Origin of the sequence: Brakhagea slesvicensis (assembly GCF_052161625.1) — a bacterium.
Lineage (GTDB): Bacteria > Planctomycetota > Planctomycetia > Pirellulales > Pirellulaceae > JBKCUI01.
Map to the genome: position 1 here is coordinate 4,696,360 of NZ_CP197412.1, position 19,593 is coordinate 4,715,952.

At 54.3% G+C, this 19,593-nt stretch carries 14 protein-coding genes; 9 read left to right on the forward strand and 5 right to left on the reverse strand.

Going from position 1 to position 19,593, the window contains the following annotated elements; translation table 11 throughout:
- Positions 1-5: 5 nt before the first annotated feature.
- Positions 6-3,098 carry a PSD1 and planctomycete cytochrome C domain-containing protein gene (locus SH467x_RS17775; protein WP_482368438.1) on the reverse strand — a complete coding sequence of 1,031 codons (3,093 nt, stop codon included), beginning with the start codon at positions 3,096-3,098 and terminating at the stop codon, positions 6-8.
- Positions 3,099-3,248: 150 nt separating this feature from the next.
- Positions 3,249-4,247, reverse strand: a complete 999-nt coding sequence (locus SH467x_RS17780; RefSeq protein WP_482368439.1) for a cyanophycinase — start codon at positions 4,245-4,247, stop codon at positions 3,249-3,251.
- 230 nt (positions 4,248-4,477) lie between these two features.
- Here SH467x_RS17780 and SH467x_RS17785 point away from each other — a divergent pair, with 230 nt between their 5' ends.
- The 3 genes from SH467x_RS17785 to SH467x_RS17795 are packed head-to-tail and all read left to right on the forward strand — an operon-like array spanning position 4,478 to position 7,785.
- Positions 4,478-5,743 (forward strand): hypothetical protein, encoded by a 1,266-nt coding sequence (locus SH467x_RS17785; protein ID WP_482368440.1) that lies wholly within the window; start codon positions 4,478-4,480, stop codon positions 5,741-5,743.
- A gap of 48 nt (positions 5,744-5,791) precedes the next feature.
- The gene (locus SH467x_RS17790) at positions 5,792-6,928 is read left to right on the forward strand and encodes an LptF/LptG family permease (protein ID WP_482368441.1); all 1,137 of its coding nucleotides are present in this window, start codon (positions 5,792-5,794) and stop codon (positions 6,926-6,928) included.
- A 20-nt stretch (positions 6,929-6,948) separates the two neighbouring features.
- On the forward strand, positions 6,949-7,785 hold the full coding sequence (locus tag SH467x_RS17795) for an inositol monophosphatase family protein (protein ID WP_482368442.1): 837 nt from the start codon (positions 6,949-6,951) through the stop codon (positions 7,783-7,785).
- 26 nt (positions 7,786-7,811) lie between these two features.
- Here SH467x_RS17795 and SH467x_RS17800 read toward each other — a convergent pair whose 3' ends face one another.
- On the reverse strand, positions 7,812-8,906 hold the full coding sequence (locus SH467x_RS17800; protein ID WP_482368443.1) for a DUF1559 family PulG-like putative transporter: 1,095 nt from the start codon (positions 8,904-8,906) through the stop codon (positions 7,812-7,814).
- 99 nt (positions 8,907-9,005) lie between these two features.
- Positions 9,006-9,806 carry an RNA polymerase sigma factor gene (locus SH467x_RS17805; protein ID WP_482368444.1) on the reverse strand — a complete coding sequence of 267 codons (801 nt, stop codon included), beginning with the start codon at positions 9,804-9,806 and terminating at the stop codon, positions 9,006-9,008.
- A 255-nt stretch (positions 9,807-10,061) separates the two neighbouring features.
- Here SH467x_RS17805 and SH467x_RS17810 point away from each other — a divergent pair, with 255 nt between their 5' ends.
- Complete coding sequence (locus SH467x_RS17810; protein WP_482368445.1) at positions 10,062-11,798, forward strand: permease; 1,737 nt, start codon at positions 10,062-10,064, stop codon at positions 11,796-11,798.
- Positions 11,799-11,804: 6 nt separating this feature from the next.
- On the opposite strand, the gene SH467x_RS17815 is transcribed toward SH467x_RS17810, so the two are convergent.
- Positions 11,805-12,212: a hypothetical protein gene (locus tag SH467x_RS17815; RefSeq protein ID WP_482368446.1), complete on the reverse strand. Its 408-nt coding sequence runs from the start codon at positions 12,210-12,212 to the stop codon at positions 11,805-11,807.
- 231 nt (positions 12,213-12,443) lie between these two features.
- Between SH467x_RS17815 and SH467x_RS17820 the strand changes: the two genes are divergently transcribed.
- The 5 genes from SH467x_RS17820 to SH467x_RS17840 all read left to right on the forward strand — a co-directional run bounded on the left by SH467x_RS17820 (position 12,444) and on the right by SH467x_RS17840 (position 19,543).
- On the forward strand, positions 12,444-14,450 hold the full coding sequence (locus SH467x_RS17820; RefSeq protein ID WP_482368447.1) for a DUF1592 domain-containing protein: 2,007 nt from the start codon (positions 12,444-12,446) through the stop codon (positions 14,448-14,450).
- Between the two features lie 12 nt (positions 14,451-14,462).
- On the forward strand, positions 14,463-15,803 hold the full coding sequence (locus SH467x_RS17825; protein WP_482368448.1) for a DUF1552 domain-containing protein: 1,341 nt from the start codon (positions 14,463-14,465) through the stop codon (positions 15,801-15,803).
- Between the two features lie 68 nt (positions 15,804-15,871).
- Positions 15,872-16,216, forward strand: coding sequence for a histidine triad nucleotide-binding protein (locus SH467x_RS17830; RefSeq protein WP_482368449.1), 345 nt, complete (start codon positions 15,872-15,874; stop codon positions 16,214-16,216).
- Between the two features lie 36 nt (positions 16,217-16,252).
- Positions 16,253-16,900, forward strand: a complete 648-nt coding sequence (locus SH467x_RS17835) for a hypothetical protein (RefSeq protein WP_482368450.1) — start codon at positions 16,253-16,255, stop codon at positions 16,898-16,900.
- Between the two features lie 123 nt (positions 16,901-17,023).
- A complete protein-coding gene (locus SH467x_RS17840) occupies positions 17,024-19,543 on the forward strand; it encodes a DNA gyrase subunit B (RefSeq protein ID WP_482368451.1) in 2,520 nt (839 codons plus the stop codon).
- Positions 19,544-19,593: the final 50 nt, after the last annotated feature.

The following is a 19,593-nucleotide window of genomic DNA, read 5'->3' on the forward strand; positions in this document are numbered from 1 at the left end:
AGCCATTACGGACGAGTGATCGTCTCATGCAAATTCAATAGGATGCGACATACATGTGTCCAAGCAGCCCATTGAATTCGATCGAGATCTTCCGGAACATCTCGATACCCCGAAGTTGTAAGCGTCTTTGCATCGTTCTCGCGATCGGAATACGACTTCATCCGATCTTCCCAAGCCGATCGCACGGCCTCCAATTCGGGGGGCGTTGGGTCGCGTTGAAGCGTCTCCTGCCAAGCGAAACGGATGCGTTCCTCCAGCTCTGGGGATTTTGATCGCATGATCTTTTCCGCAAACGCGCAAGCGGCTTCGACGTAGCTGGGGTCGTTGAGAAGCACTAACGCTTGCTGCGGAATGTTCGAGCGGTTCCGATCCGCCGCACATTCCTCGCGGGTTGGAGCGTCGAATGCGAGCATGCTCGGATGGAGAAAGCTCCTTTGCCACCACGTGTAGAGACCTCGGCGATATTGATTGCTCCCTGTGTCCGATTGGTATTTACGGACCGGGAAATTGAGGTTCTCCCAATAACTCTCAGGCTGATAAGGCTTCACACTGGGACCTCCGATCTTCTGTACAAGAAGACCGGATATCCGAAGGGCCGTATCGCGCACTAGTTCGGCATCGATTCGGAAGGGAGTCTGCCTGCTCCAGTAGCGATTGTCGGGATCTCTTTCGAGTTGATCCGGAGTGGCATTCGAAGCACGTCGGTAGGTTTCGCTGGTGACGATGAATCGCACCATATGTTTCATGTCCCAACCGCGATCGACGAACTCGCACGCCAAGTGGTCCAGGAGCGGGAGGTTGGGTGGCGTTTCGCCTTGAGCTCCCAAATCATCCAGAACCTTGCTGAGGCCTGCGCCGAATAGCTGTTTCCACAGTCGGTTCATCACCGTTCTCGCCGTCAAGGGGTTCTCGGAACTCACCAACCATTTCGCGAGATCCAACCGGTTGTACCCACCTGCAGCCGCGGGAGGTTGAGGCAAGTAAGCAGGGAAAGCGGGCTGAACGACTTCCCCTGATTCATCCATCCAATTCCCGCGAGGGAGGATGCGGACCGTCCGTTTCGAAGGTGAGCTAACAGAAACCAGGCATTTGGGAAACGTGTTCTCTAGATCCGACGTTCTCTTTTTCGCTTCCGACAGTTTCGTCCGGAGCGCTCGAAGCGACTCCGTCGATTGCTTGAACCCTTGCAGTAGCTCGTTCTTTTGTCCCTCGGTTCGATCTGCAACGGGGGTTAGCAGAATTTTGGCCAAGGATGGTGAGACAGATGAAGAGCTTGGACTTTGGATCGGAGGAGGTTGGGAGGTCGTTTGAATTCTTAATTTCGCGATCGCATGCTCCCCACCCCAATTAAAAACAAGCTTGATTTTCCAAGGACCTGTCCCAGTACCTTGAGGCGATTTCCATTGAAGGTAAATCGATTGCACTGCTTTTTCACCACCTAAGACAGCCCAACCGTTATCGCGTTGATCGGAAATCCCATCGACAGCGTTGGATGCGGGGAAGCTAGGCTGTTCGTATGTTGCAGTAGCCTTCTCGATTTCCAATGCCTTTCCGTCGACCTCTGCCGTGATTTCGCTCAAGACAAAGTTTCCGTTGGCGGCAAGGCCGATTCCTTTCGGGCCTTCAGGGAGCGCATCCAATCTCAGTCCGGTCATCGATTCGCTCAAGGCAGGAAGTTCGACGATATAAACGTCGGTCCCATCACTCTGCGAACGGGTCGCTCTCTTTTCGTCGACTTTCGCTAGAACGTTTCCGTCCTTATCCAATCGGAGGTTCAAATTCTTCTTGACCGAATGAGCCTTGGACGGGCGGACAGCCGTCCACTTTTCATCACGCTGGAGACGAGCCACTTGGTCTTCCTCCCAGCGACGCATCTCTTCGTCCAATTCAGGATGGGGGGCATCCAATTGGCTTTGGAGCCGATCGAGTTCCCGCCGGGCTTCCTCCCACTCACGACTTTGCTCGTCGGTCATGACCATCATTCCGGGTTCTCTCGCCCCGATGATAGGCTCTTGGATGTCGGCAAAGAACGCGCCGAGCGAATAGAAGTCGCGCATGGTGATCGGATCGAATTTGTGGTCATGGCATTGAGCACATCCGGTCGTCTGTCCCAGCCACACAGTCCCGATCGCGCGGACACGGTCCGTCAACATGCGTTGCTCGTAGTCCTTGGGTTGCGAGCCACCCTCTTCGGTGGAAAGGAGAAGGCGATTGAATGCCGACGCAACCTTGGTCTCCTGGTTTGCGTCAGGTAGGAGATCTCCTGCAATTTGTTCGATCGTGAAGCGATCAAAGGGTTTATTCTCATTGAAACTGCGGATCACATAATCGCGGTAGGGCCAGATGTTTCGGGGGTTGTCGCTGTGGTATCCAATCGTATCAGCGAAACGAACGACATCGAGCCAACCGATCGCCATGCGCTCTCCAAAGTGAGGGCTGTTGAGAATGGAGTCGACAAGTTGCTCGTAGGCATTCGGAGCTTCGTCTTCTACGAACACCTTGACTTGATCTGCGGAAGGGGGATAGCCAAGCAAGTCAAAATAAAGGCGTCGAATCAAAGTCCGGCGATCCGCGAACTTCCCCGGTGCAATATTTTGTTCCGATAACTTTTGATTTACCAGGTGGTCGATGGGATGGATGCTGGGAGGGATCGATGATTTTCTTGGAGGTTCATACGCCCAATGTTTTTGGTAAACGGCTCCTTGTTCGACCCATCGTTTGAGCAGATCTTTTTGCGCGGCGGTGAGAGTTTTATGGGATGCCGGTGGAGGCATTTTCTCATCGGCCTCCTCGCTGAAGATTCTCGCGACCAGTTCGCTCGCTTTCGCATCACCCGGCACGATCGACTTTTGGAGAGCGTCTTCGGCCCGATCCAATCGCAAGTCCGCTTCGCGACGATTCGCATCTGGACCATGACAAAAGAAACAGTTGTCCGAGAGAATGGGTCGAATGTCTCGGTTGAATTCCACCGTTTGCGGCTGAGCGTGACCGGACGGGCACCACCACACCATGAGCCCCGCAACGAAGCACACAAGCGTTCGGTGATGGATCGCGAGTCGAAACAGATCAAGAATCCCGGGGGATCGCGTGGATGGCATAAGCGAATGACGAAACAAACGGGATGATGGGAAGGAAATCAGGCGGGTGCCTCCGGCTGTTGTATTGCCGAAGAACCTTTAGTTTATCACAACCGCACCCCGAAGTGAAAACGCCATCCGATTCCCGCTCACCACCGAGTCGGTTGACGCTTAACGTCCGTCGTCGAGGGGATTGCGTGTTTCTTTGGGCAGCTCTAGCCGCATCAACGCCGTGCCTTGATTTGGAGAACGTTCCAATTGTGCGGACTCGCCGCTGGGGAGTTCGTACCATTCCAAGGCGCGGAGGGTCGGCTCACGCAAGAAGATGTGAGAATTCCCAATTCCGAGAGTGGAGAGCACGTTCCCTTCGACGATCAGTGCGGTGCTTTCTTCGACCGCGAGGCCAACCATGGTTTGACCTGCATTGGGACGACCGGAAAGTCGGTTCAGCCGAGCCGCATCGCGCAGCAATCCGGTAAAGCGTTCGAGTCTTCCCCCGACGGTGTCGAAGTGTTGCTCAACGATCGCGCCTCGCATCAGGCCGAGTCCGTGTACGGCAACCGCAGACGCCGGACTACCATCTTCATGGTCCTCCTGCCAAAGCGTCATGATTTCGGGGAGCGCAGCCATGCCAGCGGATGTCCCCCCAACGACACCTCCCCGCTCTAGCAACTCCGAGAGGGCGAATTGGAACTTCGTTCGGGCTGGAAACTCTCCGACATAGCGATAGTTCAATCGGCCTTGTGCACCCCCCGAGAACCAGACGCCAGTGGCCTCCTGGAGAGGGCGAATGAAATCCTCGTCGTCGGCGTCGTCCGGCTCGTCGGTGTAAAGAAAACGGAAGCTTTCAATCTGCCCGGAGGACTCCAAATGAGGCCAAGCGTTAAAGCGTTCGTGAAGAGCCTCGAGGAACTCTTCGTCGGAATCGAACTCCGCCTGCCTATATCCGGCGTTGGGAATGAAGACGATACGTGCCTTTTTCCCACCCGAGAGCTCGACGAACTTTTCGAAGACATCGTCCGTGATTTTGCCCCCCCCATGTAGGAGCAGCTTGGGAGGGTTTTTCGCATCGATCGCTTCTGGGAGCAGCAATACGTTTTCACCTCCGAGCGTCGTCGGGGCATTGTGGAATGCAACGATTAATAGGAATAAACAGGTGATTCGGATCATGGTATTGCTAGCGATAAATAGCGTTCATGGAGATCTTAGCTTCCATTGCGGGGCAGGCCCTGGCTTTCTGAGGAGAAACCCGCATTGGGTACAGGATTTATAGAGAGCGAGGAAAAATGGTCTAGCCGACACGGTGCGAGAATTGCTATGACGCAGGAAAGCGTCGGTGGGATCGGTCCCACAAAGCTCCGGCGTTTCCACCGAGAACCTGACAAGATGAGGATGGAATCATGTTGAATCGAGATTGCAGATCTCCCATGGCGTGCAGTCGGACATCATGCAGTCGGCTGGCCTGGGCGTTGCAGGCATTGGTATTGGTGTTTTGGGGGAGTTGTGCGCTGGTGCATCCTCAAGTTGCGTACGGGCAGTCCAAGCCTTTCACCGCTGCCGATTTGGAACTGAAGAACGAACACGGACCCTGGCTGATCTTGGCCTATACGTTTGAAGGTGACGGTGCGAAGAAGAAGGCGGTTCAATTGGCGGCCGAGCTTCGAAAAGATTACGCACTCAATGCGTATTGCTTGCCGAAGTCCTTCGATTACTCGCAGTCGGTTACCGGCGCGGGGATCACCGAAGACGGAAAAGAACGCAAGATGCGATACCGTGATGATCGAGTTTTGGAGACGTGCGCGGTTCTGGTTGGTGACTTTGACTCGATGGATGGCGCGGCCATCGACGACACCTTGACGAAGATCAAGAACATTCAGCCCAAGTTTATCATGTCCCCCGATGCAAAATCGAAGGGAAATGATTCCGTCTCAACCAACGAGTATCGAAGCTATCTACAAGGTTTGTTGAAACCCAAGGCGAATGCGGAAAAAATCGTCGGAACCGGTCCAATGCGTTTTGCATTCAAAACGCGCAATCCACTGCTGCCAGCGGAGTATTACCGTTCGCCTGAGGTGGACCGATTTGTTCGGAAGATGAATCAGGAGAAGCCGTTCGACGAATTCAACTTGCTCCAATGCGAGAAGAAGTTCACCGTACAAATTCTCACGCTTCGGGGTACCGACTCATACGTTTCATGGGGCAGAAGCACGGACAAAGACGAGGCTGTAACCCAAGCGTCGCAATTGGAGCAAGCAGCCGAGAAGGCGTACTTGGTGACCAAGACCCTTCGGCTGGCAGGCTACGAAGCGTACCAATTTCATGATCGCAACCAGAGCATTGTCTGCGTGGGTGGATTCGAAAAACTCGGAACCACGGACAAGCAAAACAATTTCACTTACGATCCCGCGATCTTGGCCGTTGTCAATCGATTTGCAGGTACCGCGGGAGTCACCCATTCCCAGTATGGCACCTCGCAGACGCCGAGGATTTTGTTGGATGACATAGTCGATTCCAAGATCGTTCCGGAGCTTCAAGTCGTGGATAAGAAATTGCGCATAGAGAACTTCTCGAAGTTGACAGTCGCATTTGACTTGGTACCGATCCCTCGCATGATCCCTAAGGTTCAAGCGACTGCGATCTACAGCGACTATGCCCTTGGTAAGTGATTCTTTCTCGAATCTGTTGGATTGGATTTTGGGGAGTGCTGTCGCTTTATGACTCAGATTGATCGTTACATCCTGTTTCTGTACGGTCGAGTCTTCGTCGTATGTTTCCTAACACTCTCCGGTCTCCTCATCGTCGTCCAACTTTTCACGAACGTGGACGAGTTTGTCATGTTCGGAAAAGCTCAAGGTGGATTTGCACGCGGGCTTCTCGCGTACTTTGGTCCCCAGATGATCAGTCTGTTTGATCGATTGTGTGGATTGATCACGTTGTTGGCCACGATGTTCGTCTTCGCGTGGCTTAGCCGCACGAATGAGCTTACCGCTATTCTCGCAGCAGGAATCAGCAAAGGGCGAATTGCAACGCCACTTATCCTGGCTTCGATGATGATGATCGTTCTGGCAGCGATCTTACGAGAGACAGCCATCCCGAGATTCAGCGAAATCTTGAGCAAGACCCCGCCGGAATTGACGGGCGAGACGATTGAACCGTTGAAGCCCGCGGAAGATCACGATCGCGGCATATTGGTCGTCGGTCGCCACACCATTCCTGCGAAGCGATTGATTGTCAATCCTGCGTTCAAGTTCACTGGGCCCCCTTCCTCGATCACGAGGCAAATACTGGGAGAGCAAGCCGAGTTCCTGGCGTCGAACGACCATCATCCGGCTGGATATCTCGTACACAATTTTCAATCGGCGGAACCGATTGCTGGACTTCCATCCGTTCGCAAGGACGACCTTGTCTATCTGTATCTGCCATCCGATACGTCTTGGTTGGCTCCTACAGATTGCTTTATACCGAGCGACTTGGAATTCGATCTGCTTTTGGGGGGCGGGGCCAAGCAATTCGCATCGACAGCAGAACTGGTTTGGCGAGTTAAAAACCAATCGGCATTTTTTGGCGCGGATATGCAGGTCATGGTGCATTCACGGTTCCTTCAACCGTTACTCGACTTCACACAGTTGCTTATTGGCATTCCGTTGATCTTGTCTACACGGAGCCGAAATTTGGTAAGCATGATTGCATCGTGCGTGGTGAGCTACGCCATTTTTTTCGGGCTTAGTATTGGCATTCGTACACTCGGAGCCAACGGCACTTTGCTCACTCCGGCAGCTGCTGCATGGGCACCCCTGTTGATCTTCGCTCCCATCGCGTGGACGCGAACGCGTACTGCGATGGATAGCTAACTAAGGTCGAAAGTTTATTTATGCAACTACCCGATTCGGTTCGCCGCTTGCCTGTGCGACATCCCTCCTTAGAAATCGCTCTTGAGGCGGCTGTTAAGGCTGGCGTCGAGCTGAAGGAGCGGTTTGGCAAATCGATTGGCGTCGAATCCAAGGGGACAGCCAACTTCGTGTCGGAGGCTGACAAGGCAGCCGAGTTCGCGATTCTGCAAACACTGCGTCGATCTCATCCCGATCATGGATTCTTGGCGGAGGAGTCTCAAACTTCGATCGTTTCCACATCGGAACATTTGTGGATCATCGATCCGTTGGACGGGACTAGCAATTACCTGCATGGCATACCGCACTTCGCGATCTCCATCGCCTACTACCGGAACAGTGAACCCGAGCTGGCAATCGTTCACAATCCCATCTCGCAAGACTGGTACCTTGCCGCTCGCGGTCAAGGAGCTTGGACTTCTCAAGGTCAGCAACACGTGTGCGATGCAACTCGACTGGATGAAGTCCTTGTCGCTTGTGGATTCTATTATGACCGCGGAGCGATGATGCGAGCGACGCTCGACACGATCGCCACGTTTTTTGAATGCCATATTCACGGAATGCGTCGATTTGGGGCCGCCGCGCTCGATTTGTGCAATCTCGGATGTGGCCAGTATGGAGTTTTCTTCGAATACCAACTCCACCCATGGGATTTCGCGGCGGGGCAACTTTTTGTTCACGAAGCAGGAGGCGTTTGCACCGACTGTGATGGCAATCCATTGCCGTTGCATGGTCCCAGCAGTATTTGTGCTGCGAACAAGTCACTGCACCAAATAGCATTGACGAAAATCGCACCGCACTGGCGGGGACTGCAAAAGTAAGAGGTTTGTCACGCGATTCGCAACGGTTACTTGATCGGGTTGGTGATCATCCAGTTCTCGTTCACGCTGACAGGGGGAACGAAGCTTGGGGCAAGGCAGGTATCGTCTTGTCCAATTCCCACCGCTCTCGCTTGATGCCGATTCAAGTACGGATGATCCAGTCCCTCGGTGGATTGCAGGTTCCGAAGCCGGACTGAATGAACTCGCCCATCTTTGTACAGGAGGTTGCTGATTTGGGGGCCGTGGGAAAACGCCTTGGATTCATCCTCAAGCATCGCAACATCGACGGCGTCACCGACGATCGGGACAAAATCATGAGCGGGCTGTTCGGTTCGACGGACGGAAGCGATACGCGGAGTTTCGTATCGGCCATCGACGATGTTTCCCAAATGGTAGGCATAGCTCCCACCGATCGTTTTGATCCAAGATCGCTGCTGCTCCAGGGAAGATGCAAGGTATTGTTGCATGTTGGGAATACCTAAATGTTTCGGTGCCGACTGTTGAGTGGGGCACCAGACCAAATCGCTTGATTCGAGGAGCTGGGATTCATTGAGTTTCAACACATAGGATCCAGCAAAAGCGAGAGGTCCCTCAATATCGATGCTCGGCAATTCACCCCGCGCATTGAAGCTCGCATACTCATGTAGAGCACTTCCAAACTTCCTCAGATTTTGCGAACAAGCCAGCCGTCTCGATTCTTCGCGCGAATACCAGACGCTCGGAAGCAAGACACAAAGAAGTGTGACACCTGCCGCGACCATGGCAAGACTATCGATCCAAGCCCACCGAGTCTGTCGACTCGCCGATTCCATCACGGTCGTAAATCGCGACGAAGAAGCTCTACCGGAGCGCGACTCGTGGTTTGGGTTCAAGTCAGATGCTGGTGGGGCGCCAAGTTGGGAAAGAGTACGGGCCACTAGGTCACCCGATGGCTCATAAGCCTCCGGCGAAGCCTCCGCGAAAGGAGCAAGCAACTCGCGAAGGTCGATCAACCGCTGCTGGAGTTCCAGATCCCAGAGCAATCTCGAATCGATTTCATCGCTCTCCTCTATAGGGAGAGCCGACAGGATATACCCGAGCAGTGTCTCGTCTGAAATCGGTTGACGCTGATGTTGGGTCATTGCGACGATCAGAAAAGCGGGTTGCAAACAAATAGAGCTCAGGTGTCGGTGGACTATGGGCGAGTCCAAGCCGCCAAACCACAGAGGCCTGCCAAACTTTTAAGGCGTGGGTGGATTCGACTCATTGGGTGAATCCTCTTGGTTCATACGCATCCAAATCGCGTTGAGTTTGCGAATTGCGGTAAAAACTCGACTCTTTACGGTACCAACAGGAATTTGGAGCGTCTCGGAGATGTCGGAGTATTTCATGCCTTGGTAAAAGGCGAGTTGGATCAACTGCTGGGTGGGTTCGCTCAGTTGCTGGAGAGCCTCCCGGACACGCGCCTCGGTTTCTCTCGAAATCGCCTCCGTTTCGGGCAGGGCCGCGGGGCTTGCAAGTTTGTGCATCAAGGTCTCGTCGCGATCCGATGAAGGGGCGGGAGCGTTGAGGCTGCCGATCTGATGACGCTTATTGCGGCGCATATAGTCGATCGCCTTGTTGCTCGCGATCGCATACAACCAAGGTCGGAAGCGACGTCCTGGTTCGAACTGTTCGATCCGAAGATGCACGCTCAAAAACGTCGCTTGGAAGACATCCTCCGCCGCTTGAGCGTCGCCGATAAAACGACGGAGATACGTATAGAGTTCCCGTTCGTATCGTCGAACCAATTGCTCAAAGACCGATCTGGATCGAGTCTGAAGATACTCCTGCACCATGTCCTCATCCGCAATTTGAGGGGGAGAGGCAAGCTCATGAGATGGTTCGAACAAATCGGGTTCATGAGCCCCAAGCGGCGCACGTCCAGCGGGAAGAGTCCCCGTGGGAATTGGCCCCGTGGGAATTGGCCCCGAGGGAACAGGCCCCGCGGGAACAGTCCCATTCATTCCATCCTTGTCCAAGTATTTGCATGGTCGATTCATTCTTGCAAACCCTTATGGGCAGATCGGAAACCGAAATTGCAGCAGTTCCTACGACAGAGCCAGTCGCTCGCCGCAGCCCTTTCATTCTAGCTCTTATGGGCCCAGGACGTCAAAGAATTGTCACACCAATCTTTTTTGCGGTCTTGTTGAGGCGAAAAGCTTGATTGGATCGCGTAGGAAAATGATTGACAGAAAGCACTTGATCGGTAGCTTCTACCGGCTTGTGATTGCTATCAAACCAACTCGGGAGAATTCATGGAATCCCACCAACGGTACCCTTGGCGAGCCTCCGGAGACGTCAATGCTTACTTCGGATTGCTTTTGGACAACCTCGCGGGGCTTTTGCTCACGGTGGGGCTGCTGGTAGGGGTTTTTGGAATGCCGGCCGAATTTGTGGTTGGCTCGATGGTCCCCGGGACCGCCATTGGGGTCATGGTCGGGGATCTGCTCTACACATGGTTGGCCTTTCGGCTGGCCAAAAAGACGGGCAGAAGCGACGTGACGGCAATGCCGCTTGGGCTGGATACTCCCAGTATCTTCGGAATTACGATTTTTGTGATCGGCCCTGCATTTCTCGCGGCGCAGTCAGGTGGCGCTTCCCAAATGGATGCGGCTCGGTTCGCTTGGGGAATCGGCATCGCCTCGATGATCTACTCCGGCATCTTCAAACTTGCGTGTTCCATACTTGGGCCCAGTATTCGCCGGGTCATTCCCAGGGCAGGACTTTTTGGGTCCCTGACCTCCATCGCCTTGGTAATTATCAGTTTCGTTCCATTGATCGACATTCTTCATGAACCGTTGGTGGGGTTGGTCGCGTTGGCGATCGTCTTGACCAGTTTGATCGGTAACGTTCCGTTTCCGGGCAAGATTCCTGGAACGGTGGTCGCTCTCGTGGTCGGCTGCGGGATTCATTACCTTTCCGCTGCGGTTCTGGGGCGACCTTTGCTCGTCGGAGAATCGCTCGATGTGGGCTGGATGCCAACGGGGTGGTTGCAGGTATTTCAATTCGACTGGCTCCATCAACTCGGAGCCGCATTGAATTACTTGCCTATCGTCATTCCTTTTGCCTTGGCGACCGTGGTGGGGGGATTGGATTGCACCGAATCGGCTGCCGCGGCCGGGGATCATTACTCTACCTCTCAAGTTCTAGGGGTAGAAGCGCTGGCGACCTTGGTCGCGGGGCTATGTGGCGGAGTCATTCAAACGACCCCCTACATTGGACATCCAGCCTACAAGGCGATGGGTGGCAAAGCCGCTTACACCCTGGGAACCGCCCTGACGGTTGGACTCCTGGGCATCGTAGGGGGATTTGAATATTTCTATATGCTGGTCCCCAAGGCGGCTGTCTTCCCTATTTTGATCTTTGTCGGTCTGGAGATCTCATCGCAGAGTTTTCAAGCCACCCCGAAGCGGCATTATCCGGCGTTGGTGCTGGCCTGCGTTCCTTCTTTGGCATTCCTCGCGTTTCTGTTTGCCGACCAGATTCTGGGTGGAGTGGGTTTGCAACTTTCCGGCCCTCCGCGCGCCAGCGATCTGCATGCATCTCTTCAAACGCTGAAGGAGGGGGTGGGTGACAATACGGCCTTGCAAGATTCGATTGCGAATGTAGAGAAGCGACTGACTCTCCGCCCCGATTTGCAGGAGAATTTGATGGTGGTGTTGATGCTCAAGAATGGGTTCGTTCTCACCAGCCTTCTTTGGGCTTCGATCCTCGCGATGGCGATCGATCGCCGCATGGTTGCCGCTTGCGCGTTCACGATATTGGCGATGGTGGGAACGCTTTTTGGATTCATTCATTCCCCGGTGGCGAGCAACGCGATCTTCTTACCTTGGGGAGACTCCCAAGTTTCGGCTTGGACGATTCCAGCCGAACTGCTTCAACGCGTTTGGATCATGGCAACGGGGTATGGACTTGTCGCCGCCTTGTTTTTTGTATGGGGACTTTATCTCAAGCGGCTTCCAGACCAAGCCCCGATCCTCGACGAAGAATGATCGATTTTAGGTGCGTATACGGCGAATCCATCCGACGATGATCGCGAGGATCGCCGCGATGAGGATGAAGGGGCCGGTGAGATAAATCGTACGTGGGCGCATAACAAAGAGCATCACCGTCGCGAATCCACCGACCAAAACGAGCATCCCCCCTGGCGCTTGTTTGACGGCCGCAATCGCGGGCCAAGCCACCCAAGCACAGACGAAGACGAGGCCCACCTTGGCGAGCAATTCGGACGCCGCAGCGGAGCCCTTGGGCAGGATCGAAGGCTCGAGTTTGAGAAAGAAGGATGCGAAGATAAGCAACATTCCGACGACCAGCATTCCCCATCGAAAGAAGAGAACCGATGGATCCTGCGATGGCGTTCCTCCGCTGCGCGGCGCGGTCGAACTGCCCTTGGGATGAGGAGGCATGCGATGGGAATGTGTAAGTGTTAGGGGAGCGGTGATCGAAAAGTGCGTCGGGCGAATGCGAATGTCCCCATGTTGTATCAGCTCGACCGATAAAAGAAGGAGGCTGCGGAGAAAATCTAGCTTTGCCGATTCCTAGCGGTAGTGTGTACAATTGAGATTGCGGTTGTCGAATGGAACCGTCCCTCCCACCCCCCTCACCCAACGCCATCCCCCTCACCCAACGGAAGACGAATGAGCGATCTGAATCGCGCCATCGACTGGAATTCGTTGCAATCGCCTTCGAGACCTTGGATGTCTTGGATCTTCGCGTTTGCCCTCGCAGTGATCCTTTCGTCAAGTTCCATCGGGATGGAAAAAGAAAAGGAGTGGCAAAAGTGGCGTGAATCGTTTGATGAGAAGATCCTGCCGATTATCCAGAGCAAGTGTTTGAAGTGTCATGAAGGGGAGAATCCGGAAGGTGAATTTGACCTCTCCAAATACACGAATGGGCAATCGGCCGTAGAAGGAGGGGATATTTGGGAACGGGTTGCGGTTCGCGTCCGATTGAATGAGATGCCACCGCCGAAGAGTCCTGGCCTGACGGATCCCGAAAAAGGTGCCTTTCATCGTTGGGTGGATACCCGACCCGATCAGGACTTGTGCAATAAGCTGGCGTCAGATGAAACGCAGGCCTGGTATCGCGGGCACGTGATGAGTCGGCGGTTGACCCGTACCGAGTACGCCAACGCCATTCGCGATCTGACCGGTCAGCCGCTACCAGACGAGTTGCTTCCACCCGAAGACGGCGGTGGAGGCGAAGGCTTTGACACGGTTGGCGATTCACTCTTCACGTCTCCCATTCATTTGGAGGCGTATCTTCGAGCTACTGAATTTGCGATCGACCGGGTCTTTTCCTCCAAGCAAATCGTCGAGGTTGCATCCCATTTTCAGACCGTGACGGGCACCCCGATTCTCAGCCTTCCCCAGGACGATTCACTAGGGGCCCAGCGGATTGCTGCAGATCGGAGTCTTCGGCAATTCGCTCGGCTTGCATGGAGGCGTCCCATTGTCGATGCGGACATCGAGAAGTTGATGGGATTGTATGCGACATCGGGCGGAGATTCCGGCCGACATTTGCAAGGCATTCAGCAAGCGTTCAAAGCGATCTTGCTATCGCCTCAGTTCTTGTTCGTCAACGAACCCGAACCGGAAGCGTCCGGAGTACAACGGTTGACGCCCCACCAGTTCGCCATGCGGATGGGGCTTGTGGTTTGGTCTTCGATTCCGGATGCAACGCTACTTCAGCTCGCAGATGAAAATCGCCTCTTCGATCCCGAGATGATCCGAGGTCAATTGAACCGTATGCTGCTCGATGACAGAGCGCGGTCTCTCGGCGAGAACTTCGGTATGCAGTGGCTGGGACTGCGAGACTTGATGCAGATCAAGCCCGATGCAGAGGTGTATCCCCAGTATGACGAAGATCTATCGAAGGCAGCCCGAGAGGAGGTGGTGCGGTTTGTAAGCGGTGTTTTCCGCGAAGGCAGACCGTTGACGGATCTGCTGGATTCGGACTATCTCGTGCTCAACGAGCGGCTTGCGAATCACTATGGACTACCATGGTCGGGTGGAGAAGACTGGGCCCGCGTAGATTTGCCTGCCGACGGTAAGCATCGGGGGGGCGTGACGACCATGGCTGGGGTGCTGATCAAGACATCGTATCCTCGACGAACCAGTCCTGTGCTGCGGGGACGATGGATACTCGAGGATGTGTTGGGAGCCAAGGTGCCGCCACCTCCGCCCAATGTCCCGGCATTGGAGGAGAATGACCATGGTCCCAACAATTTGACTTTGAGGCAGCGTCTGGAAAAGCATCGAGAGAATCCGGAATGCGCCTCATGCCATGATCGAATGGACCCACTTGGATTTGGCTTGGAGAACTTCGACGCGATTGGACGCTGGCGAACCGAGGACAACGGCCAGAAAGTCGATTCGGAGGGCAAGCTCCCGTCGGGTGAGACATTCCTGGGATCTGCCGGATTGAAGAAGGTTCTACTGGACCGAAAGGATGAGTTTTACCGCCATGTATCCCGCAAGATGGTTGGATTTGCGTTAGGAAGAGAATTGAGCAAATTCGATCAATGCGTTATCGACAAGAGTGTCGAAAGACTTCACAAGGAGGCACGGGCCTCGGTAATCCTCGAAGAAATATTCTTGTCCTACGCGTTCCAACACCGTTACTACAGCAACTCGAACAAATAGCTTCGCAAGATCATGATGAACCCAACAATGCCTACCCGACGTCGATTCCTGCGAGGTTGTTCTGTCGCGTTGGCTCTCCCCTGGATGGAGTCGGCCGTCCCGACGCGAGCGAGGGGGGCGTCGACGGTCGTTCCGCCTATTCGCACAGCGTTCATTTACTTCCCCAACGGTGTTTGGGAAAAGGCATGGGTCCCCGAGTCAAAAGGAAAGGACTATCTGCTAAGTCCATCTCTCGAGCCGCTTGCGGACGTAAAGGATAGCGTGCTCGTGCTGAGTGGTTTGGACAAAAAAAACAGCCATGGAGGGGACGGGCATTATGCAAAAACCGCCAACTTCCTGACTGGACTCCCGGTTGCGAAAACAACCGGGAAGGATATCAGCTCCGGCGGTATTTCCGTTGACCAGCTCATCGCGCAGCACACCAGTTCCTTCACCCCGCTTCCTTCTCTGGAGCTCGGAACCGAACCGGTCATCAGCGGTATCGACAGCAACGTCGGCTACACCAGGTTGTACGGATCCCATATCTCCTGGCAATCGGCGACGCGACCGGTCGCCAAGGAAATCAATCCGCGACTCGTTTACGAACGGTTGTTTGGAAAATCGATTACCGCGGACAGTGAGAGAGCCGAGTCGTACAACCATTTATTGGATTACGTTTTGGAGGATGCCAAGTCGTTACGGAAGAGGCTAGGGCGAGATGACCAATTCAAGATGGATGAGTTCCTTGATTCGGTGCGTGGTGTCGAGAAGCGGATCGAGTTCACCATGCAAAAGGGGAAAACCGATTGGGCTCCCCACTTGGACGAGTCGACCATTCAGCAGTCCAAGCCAGGTGTGCCTGTCGATTTTCGCGATCACATTGCCATCATGATGGATTTGATCGTCCTCGCGTTTCAATCCGACTCCACTCGAGTTTGTTCTTTGATGTTCGCAAACGATGTGTCGGGGAGAAACTTCTCCTTCCTCGATGGAGTCAAGGGCGGGCATCACGAGTTGTCCCACCACGAGAACAACGAAGATAAAATCGGGCAATATCAAAGGATCAATCGTTGGCACACCGAGCAATTCGCGAGGATGCTGAAAAAGATGCGAGACATCCGAGAAGGAGAATCGACGTTGCTTGATAACAGCATGGTTGTTTTTGGGTCGAGCATGTCCGATGGCAATCGGCACGATCCCGACAATCTTCCAATCTTGCTCGGAGGCAAAGGAGGGGGCTCGCTACAGAGCGGCCAGCACATCGCGGTCGACGGGATGGTGCCACTTTGCAATTTGTACCTCACGATGCTGCGAAAGATGGGGCTGGAAGCCGAGCAATTCGGTGACAGCACCGGGATCATTGAGGGCATTTAAGACCCTATTGCGTTCCGATGGGTTCCACAGCAGTCACGACTTCAACAACCACAGACTTTGGATGGAAGATGCCAGAAACGGTTTTTAGCAAAATTATTCGGAAGGAAATCCCAGCGAAGATCGTGTACGAGGACGATCTAGCCTTGGCATTTCACGATGTGCAACCCCAGGCTCCGGTGCATGTGCTTGTTATTCCTAAGCAGCCGATACAGTCCCTAGCCCATGCGGCCGATTCGGATGTCGCATTGCTTGGGCATTTGCAGAGGGTGATTCAGGTGGTTGCAAAGCAACTTCAGTTGGACGAGACAGGTTATCGCGTTGTGACGAATATTGGGCGGGACGGTGGTCAATCGGTCGAGCACATTCATTATCATGTGCTTGGAGGGCGTTCCATGTCCTGGCCGCCGGGTTGATGGAGCTGGAATTGGTTCTCGAGGTTGTGAGGTTGTATGCAGCAGTGGATAGCTCCGATTCTTGTTTTGTCTGCGATCGGCGTGGCTTGGCTTCTTCAGTACTGGGTGGAGAAGCGTCGCCGAGAGAAGCTGCGGGCTTTTGCGGAGGAACTTGGGCTTGAGTTGCATGAAGAGCTTCCAGGGGACGACCGCAGTCTGTTTGGGGGCTTCCCTTTCTCACGCCGGGGGGATCGTCAGACGGCCGGATGGACGATAACGATCGACGATGGGCAGACCCGAGTCGTCTTGTTCGATTTCCAGACGGTCAGCGGGAGTGGCAAGAACAAATCGACTCGCAACTATGTCCTCTCCTTAGTCACCGACCGAGGGGTTCGGGCTCCTTATATCGAGATTGTTCCTAAGACTTGGGGGCTCAAGCTGGGGAAATGGTTCGGTAGGAAATCGATTGAGCTCCCCGACGATCCCGCTTTTTCTGATCGCTATCGCATCCTTGGCGATCCCGAGGATCAGGTTTGCAGTTTCCTCACTTCCTCCCGGCGTTTGGCGATTCAAGGGGAGGGGATCAAGTCGTTCTCGGCTGCGGGCAATACGTTCTTATTGGAACACGAAGAAAAGAAGCTTAAAGCGGTCAAGGTGCGCGAATTGCTCAACCGCAGTTTGGCCCTTTGCAAGTCCCTTCGATAAGCTCCAGTTGGGAGCGACAAGCGCTGGAATTTCGTGTAGAATCCAGCCCTCTTGCAACGGTCGACGACAGGCCTCCATTTTGAGGTTCAGGGGTCGATCTACCTCGTTTGATTTGGATACCCCATGAACGCATCCGGCGACCAAAACTTCGACTTGGAAAAGACAGAAAACATCGTTTTGGCGGGACTTGGCACCGAGGGGGGGTACACGGGGGACGATCTAAAACACCTAAGCGATCTCGAGCACGTTCGAGAGCGTCCCGGGATGTATATCGGGGACACGACACTCAACGGACTCCACCATTTGGTTTACGAAGTGGTGGACAACTCGATTGACGAGGCGATGGCTGGTCACGCGAAAAGCGTTTCGGTCACCATTAATTCAGACGGGTCGGTAACGGTCGAGGATGATGGCCGGGGGATCCCGACCGACCGGCACGCGCAGCTTTCAGAGATGTTGCAGCGCGAAATCTCGACCTTGGAAGGGGTCATGACGGTCTTGAAATTCGGCGGTAAATTCGAAAAGAAGGCCTACCAAACTTCAGGGGGGCTGCACGGCGTCGGGGTGACGGTCGTGAACTTCCTCTCGCAGTGGTGCGAGGTTGAGGTTTGTCGCAATGGAAAAATTTACACCCAGTCCTACGAGCGAGGGGTCTCGACCGGTCCTGTCCGCGAAGCGGGAACCACGACCAAGCGAGGAACGAAGACGACGTTCAAGCCGGATGGACAGATTTTCCCGAACACCAAGTATTCCTACGATACGCTGGTCAAGCGTCTGCAGGAACTCGCGTTCCTCAACAGCGGGGTACGGATCAAGGTCAGAGACGACAGGTCCACCCAAGCGGATGAGTTTTACTACGAACGAGGCATTATCGAGTTCGTCGAGCACTTGAATCGCGCGAGCGATGTGGTCCACAAAGACGTAATTCTGATTCAGGGGAGCAAGGACGACTTTTCGTACTCCATCGCTTTTCAATATTCGGAGGAGTACACCGAAAACCTTCATTCCTACTGCAACAACATCAGTACGCGCGAGGGGGGGACTCACGTTTCCGGTTTCCGAGCCGCTCTCACGCGATCGTTGAACGCGTACGGGAAGAAAGAAAACCTGTTCAAAGATCTGGTTCCGACCGGAGACGACCTTCGTGAAGGTCTCACCTGTGTGATTAGCGTTCGGGTCGGCCATCCGCAATTCGAGGGGCAAACCAAGACGAAGCTTGGGAATAGCGAAGTCGAGGGGATCGTCAATTCGGTCGTTGGCGAAGCGCTCACGAAGTATCTCGAAGAGAACCCCAAAAATGCGAAGCTTTTGGTTCGAAAGGGACAGCTCGCTGCCGAAGCGAGGGAGGCCGCTCGCAAAGCAAAAGATGCCCTTCGCAAACGAAAAGATGTGCTCGGAGGAGGCGGGTTACCCGGCAAACTCCGGGACTGCATCAGCAACAAAATGGAAGAATGCGAGTTGTACCTAGTGGAAGGTGACTCGGCAGGTGGCAGTGCGGAAGGAGGACGATTCCGCGATACGCAAGCCATCCTTCCACTGCGAGGAAAGATCATCAACGCGTACAAGAGCCGCGAAGACAAGGTCTTGGCGAACGAAGAAGTCATGAGCATGATCCAGGCGATCGGCAGCGGGATTGGGGCGGATCAGGATGTCGCCAAACGTCGGTACAACCGCATTATCATCATGACTGACGCCGACATCGATGGTTCCCACATCCGGACTCTGCTCCTTTGCTTCTTCTATCGACAGATGTATCAATTGGTCGCGGGGGGCCACGTCTATTTGGCACAGCCTCCCCTTTATCGGGTCGTTCGTGGCAAAAAAGAAAAGTACTATGTCCAGTCCGAAGATGAGATGAAGCAGCAGTTGCAGGAGCGAGGGCTCACCGACAGCCAATTCATCGACGATCGCGGCAATTCGTTCGAGGGGGACCGCATGCGAAAGCTTTGCGCGACCTTATCGGCCATGGAAGACGCGCTACTGAACTTGGAAAAACGCGGTATTTCACTTCGAATGCACGCCGAACGGATGGAGGTCGAGACCGGGCGGCTTCCTGTTTTCCATCTCGACATGGGAGTGGAAGATCACTGGTTTGTTACACGCGACAAACTCGACGAGTTTTTGGCCTCCAGAAAAATCTTGGTCGACGAATCGACTACTGCGGAGGGCCCGGCGCTCCTCCCTGATGCACCGAGCGATGTCCCAACCGGTCCAGTGGCTCACATCGCAGAGCTTTTTGAGGTCCGCACGATCAACACCGGCTTGAAAGAACTCGCGGAGTACGGGTTTTCCATCGAGGACCTCATCCCCAAAGATCGAACCGGCTCTACCGACTCGCGATTCAAGCTAGTCAGGGATGAGAACAATATCGGCTTGGAAGATTTGCGAGCGCTGCTGCCGGCCATTCGTGAATCAGGCCGCCGCGGATTGACGATTACTCGCTTTAAGGGACTCGGTGAAATGAACGCGGAAGAGCTTCGGGATACGACGCTCAATCCTTCCTGCCGAACCATGGTGAAGGTCCAATTGACGGATGCTGCTGCGGCAGACGAAATGTTTCGAGTGCTGATGGGTGATAAAGTCGAACCGCGAAGAGAATTCATCGAGAAGCACGCGCTAGAAGTTCGAAATCTCGACGTCTAGTTGGCGTTTTCCGAACTGTGCTCCCGTTTTCCCAGTCCTACTCCAAAGTG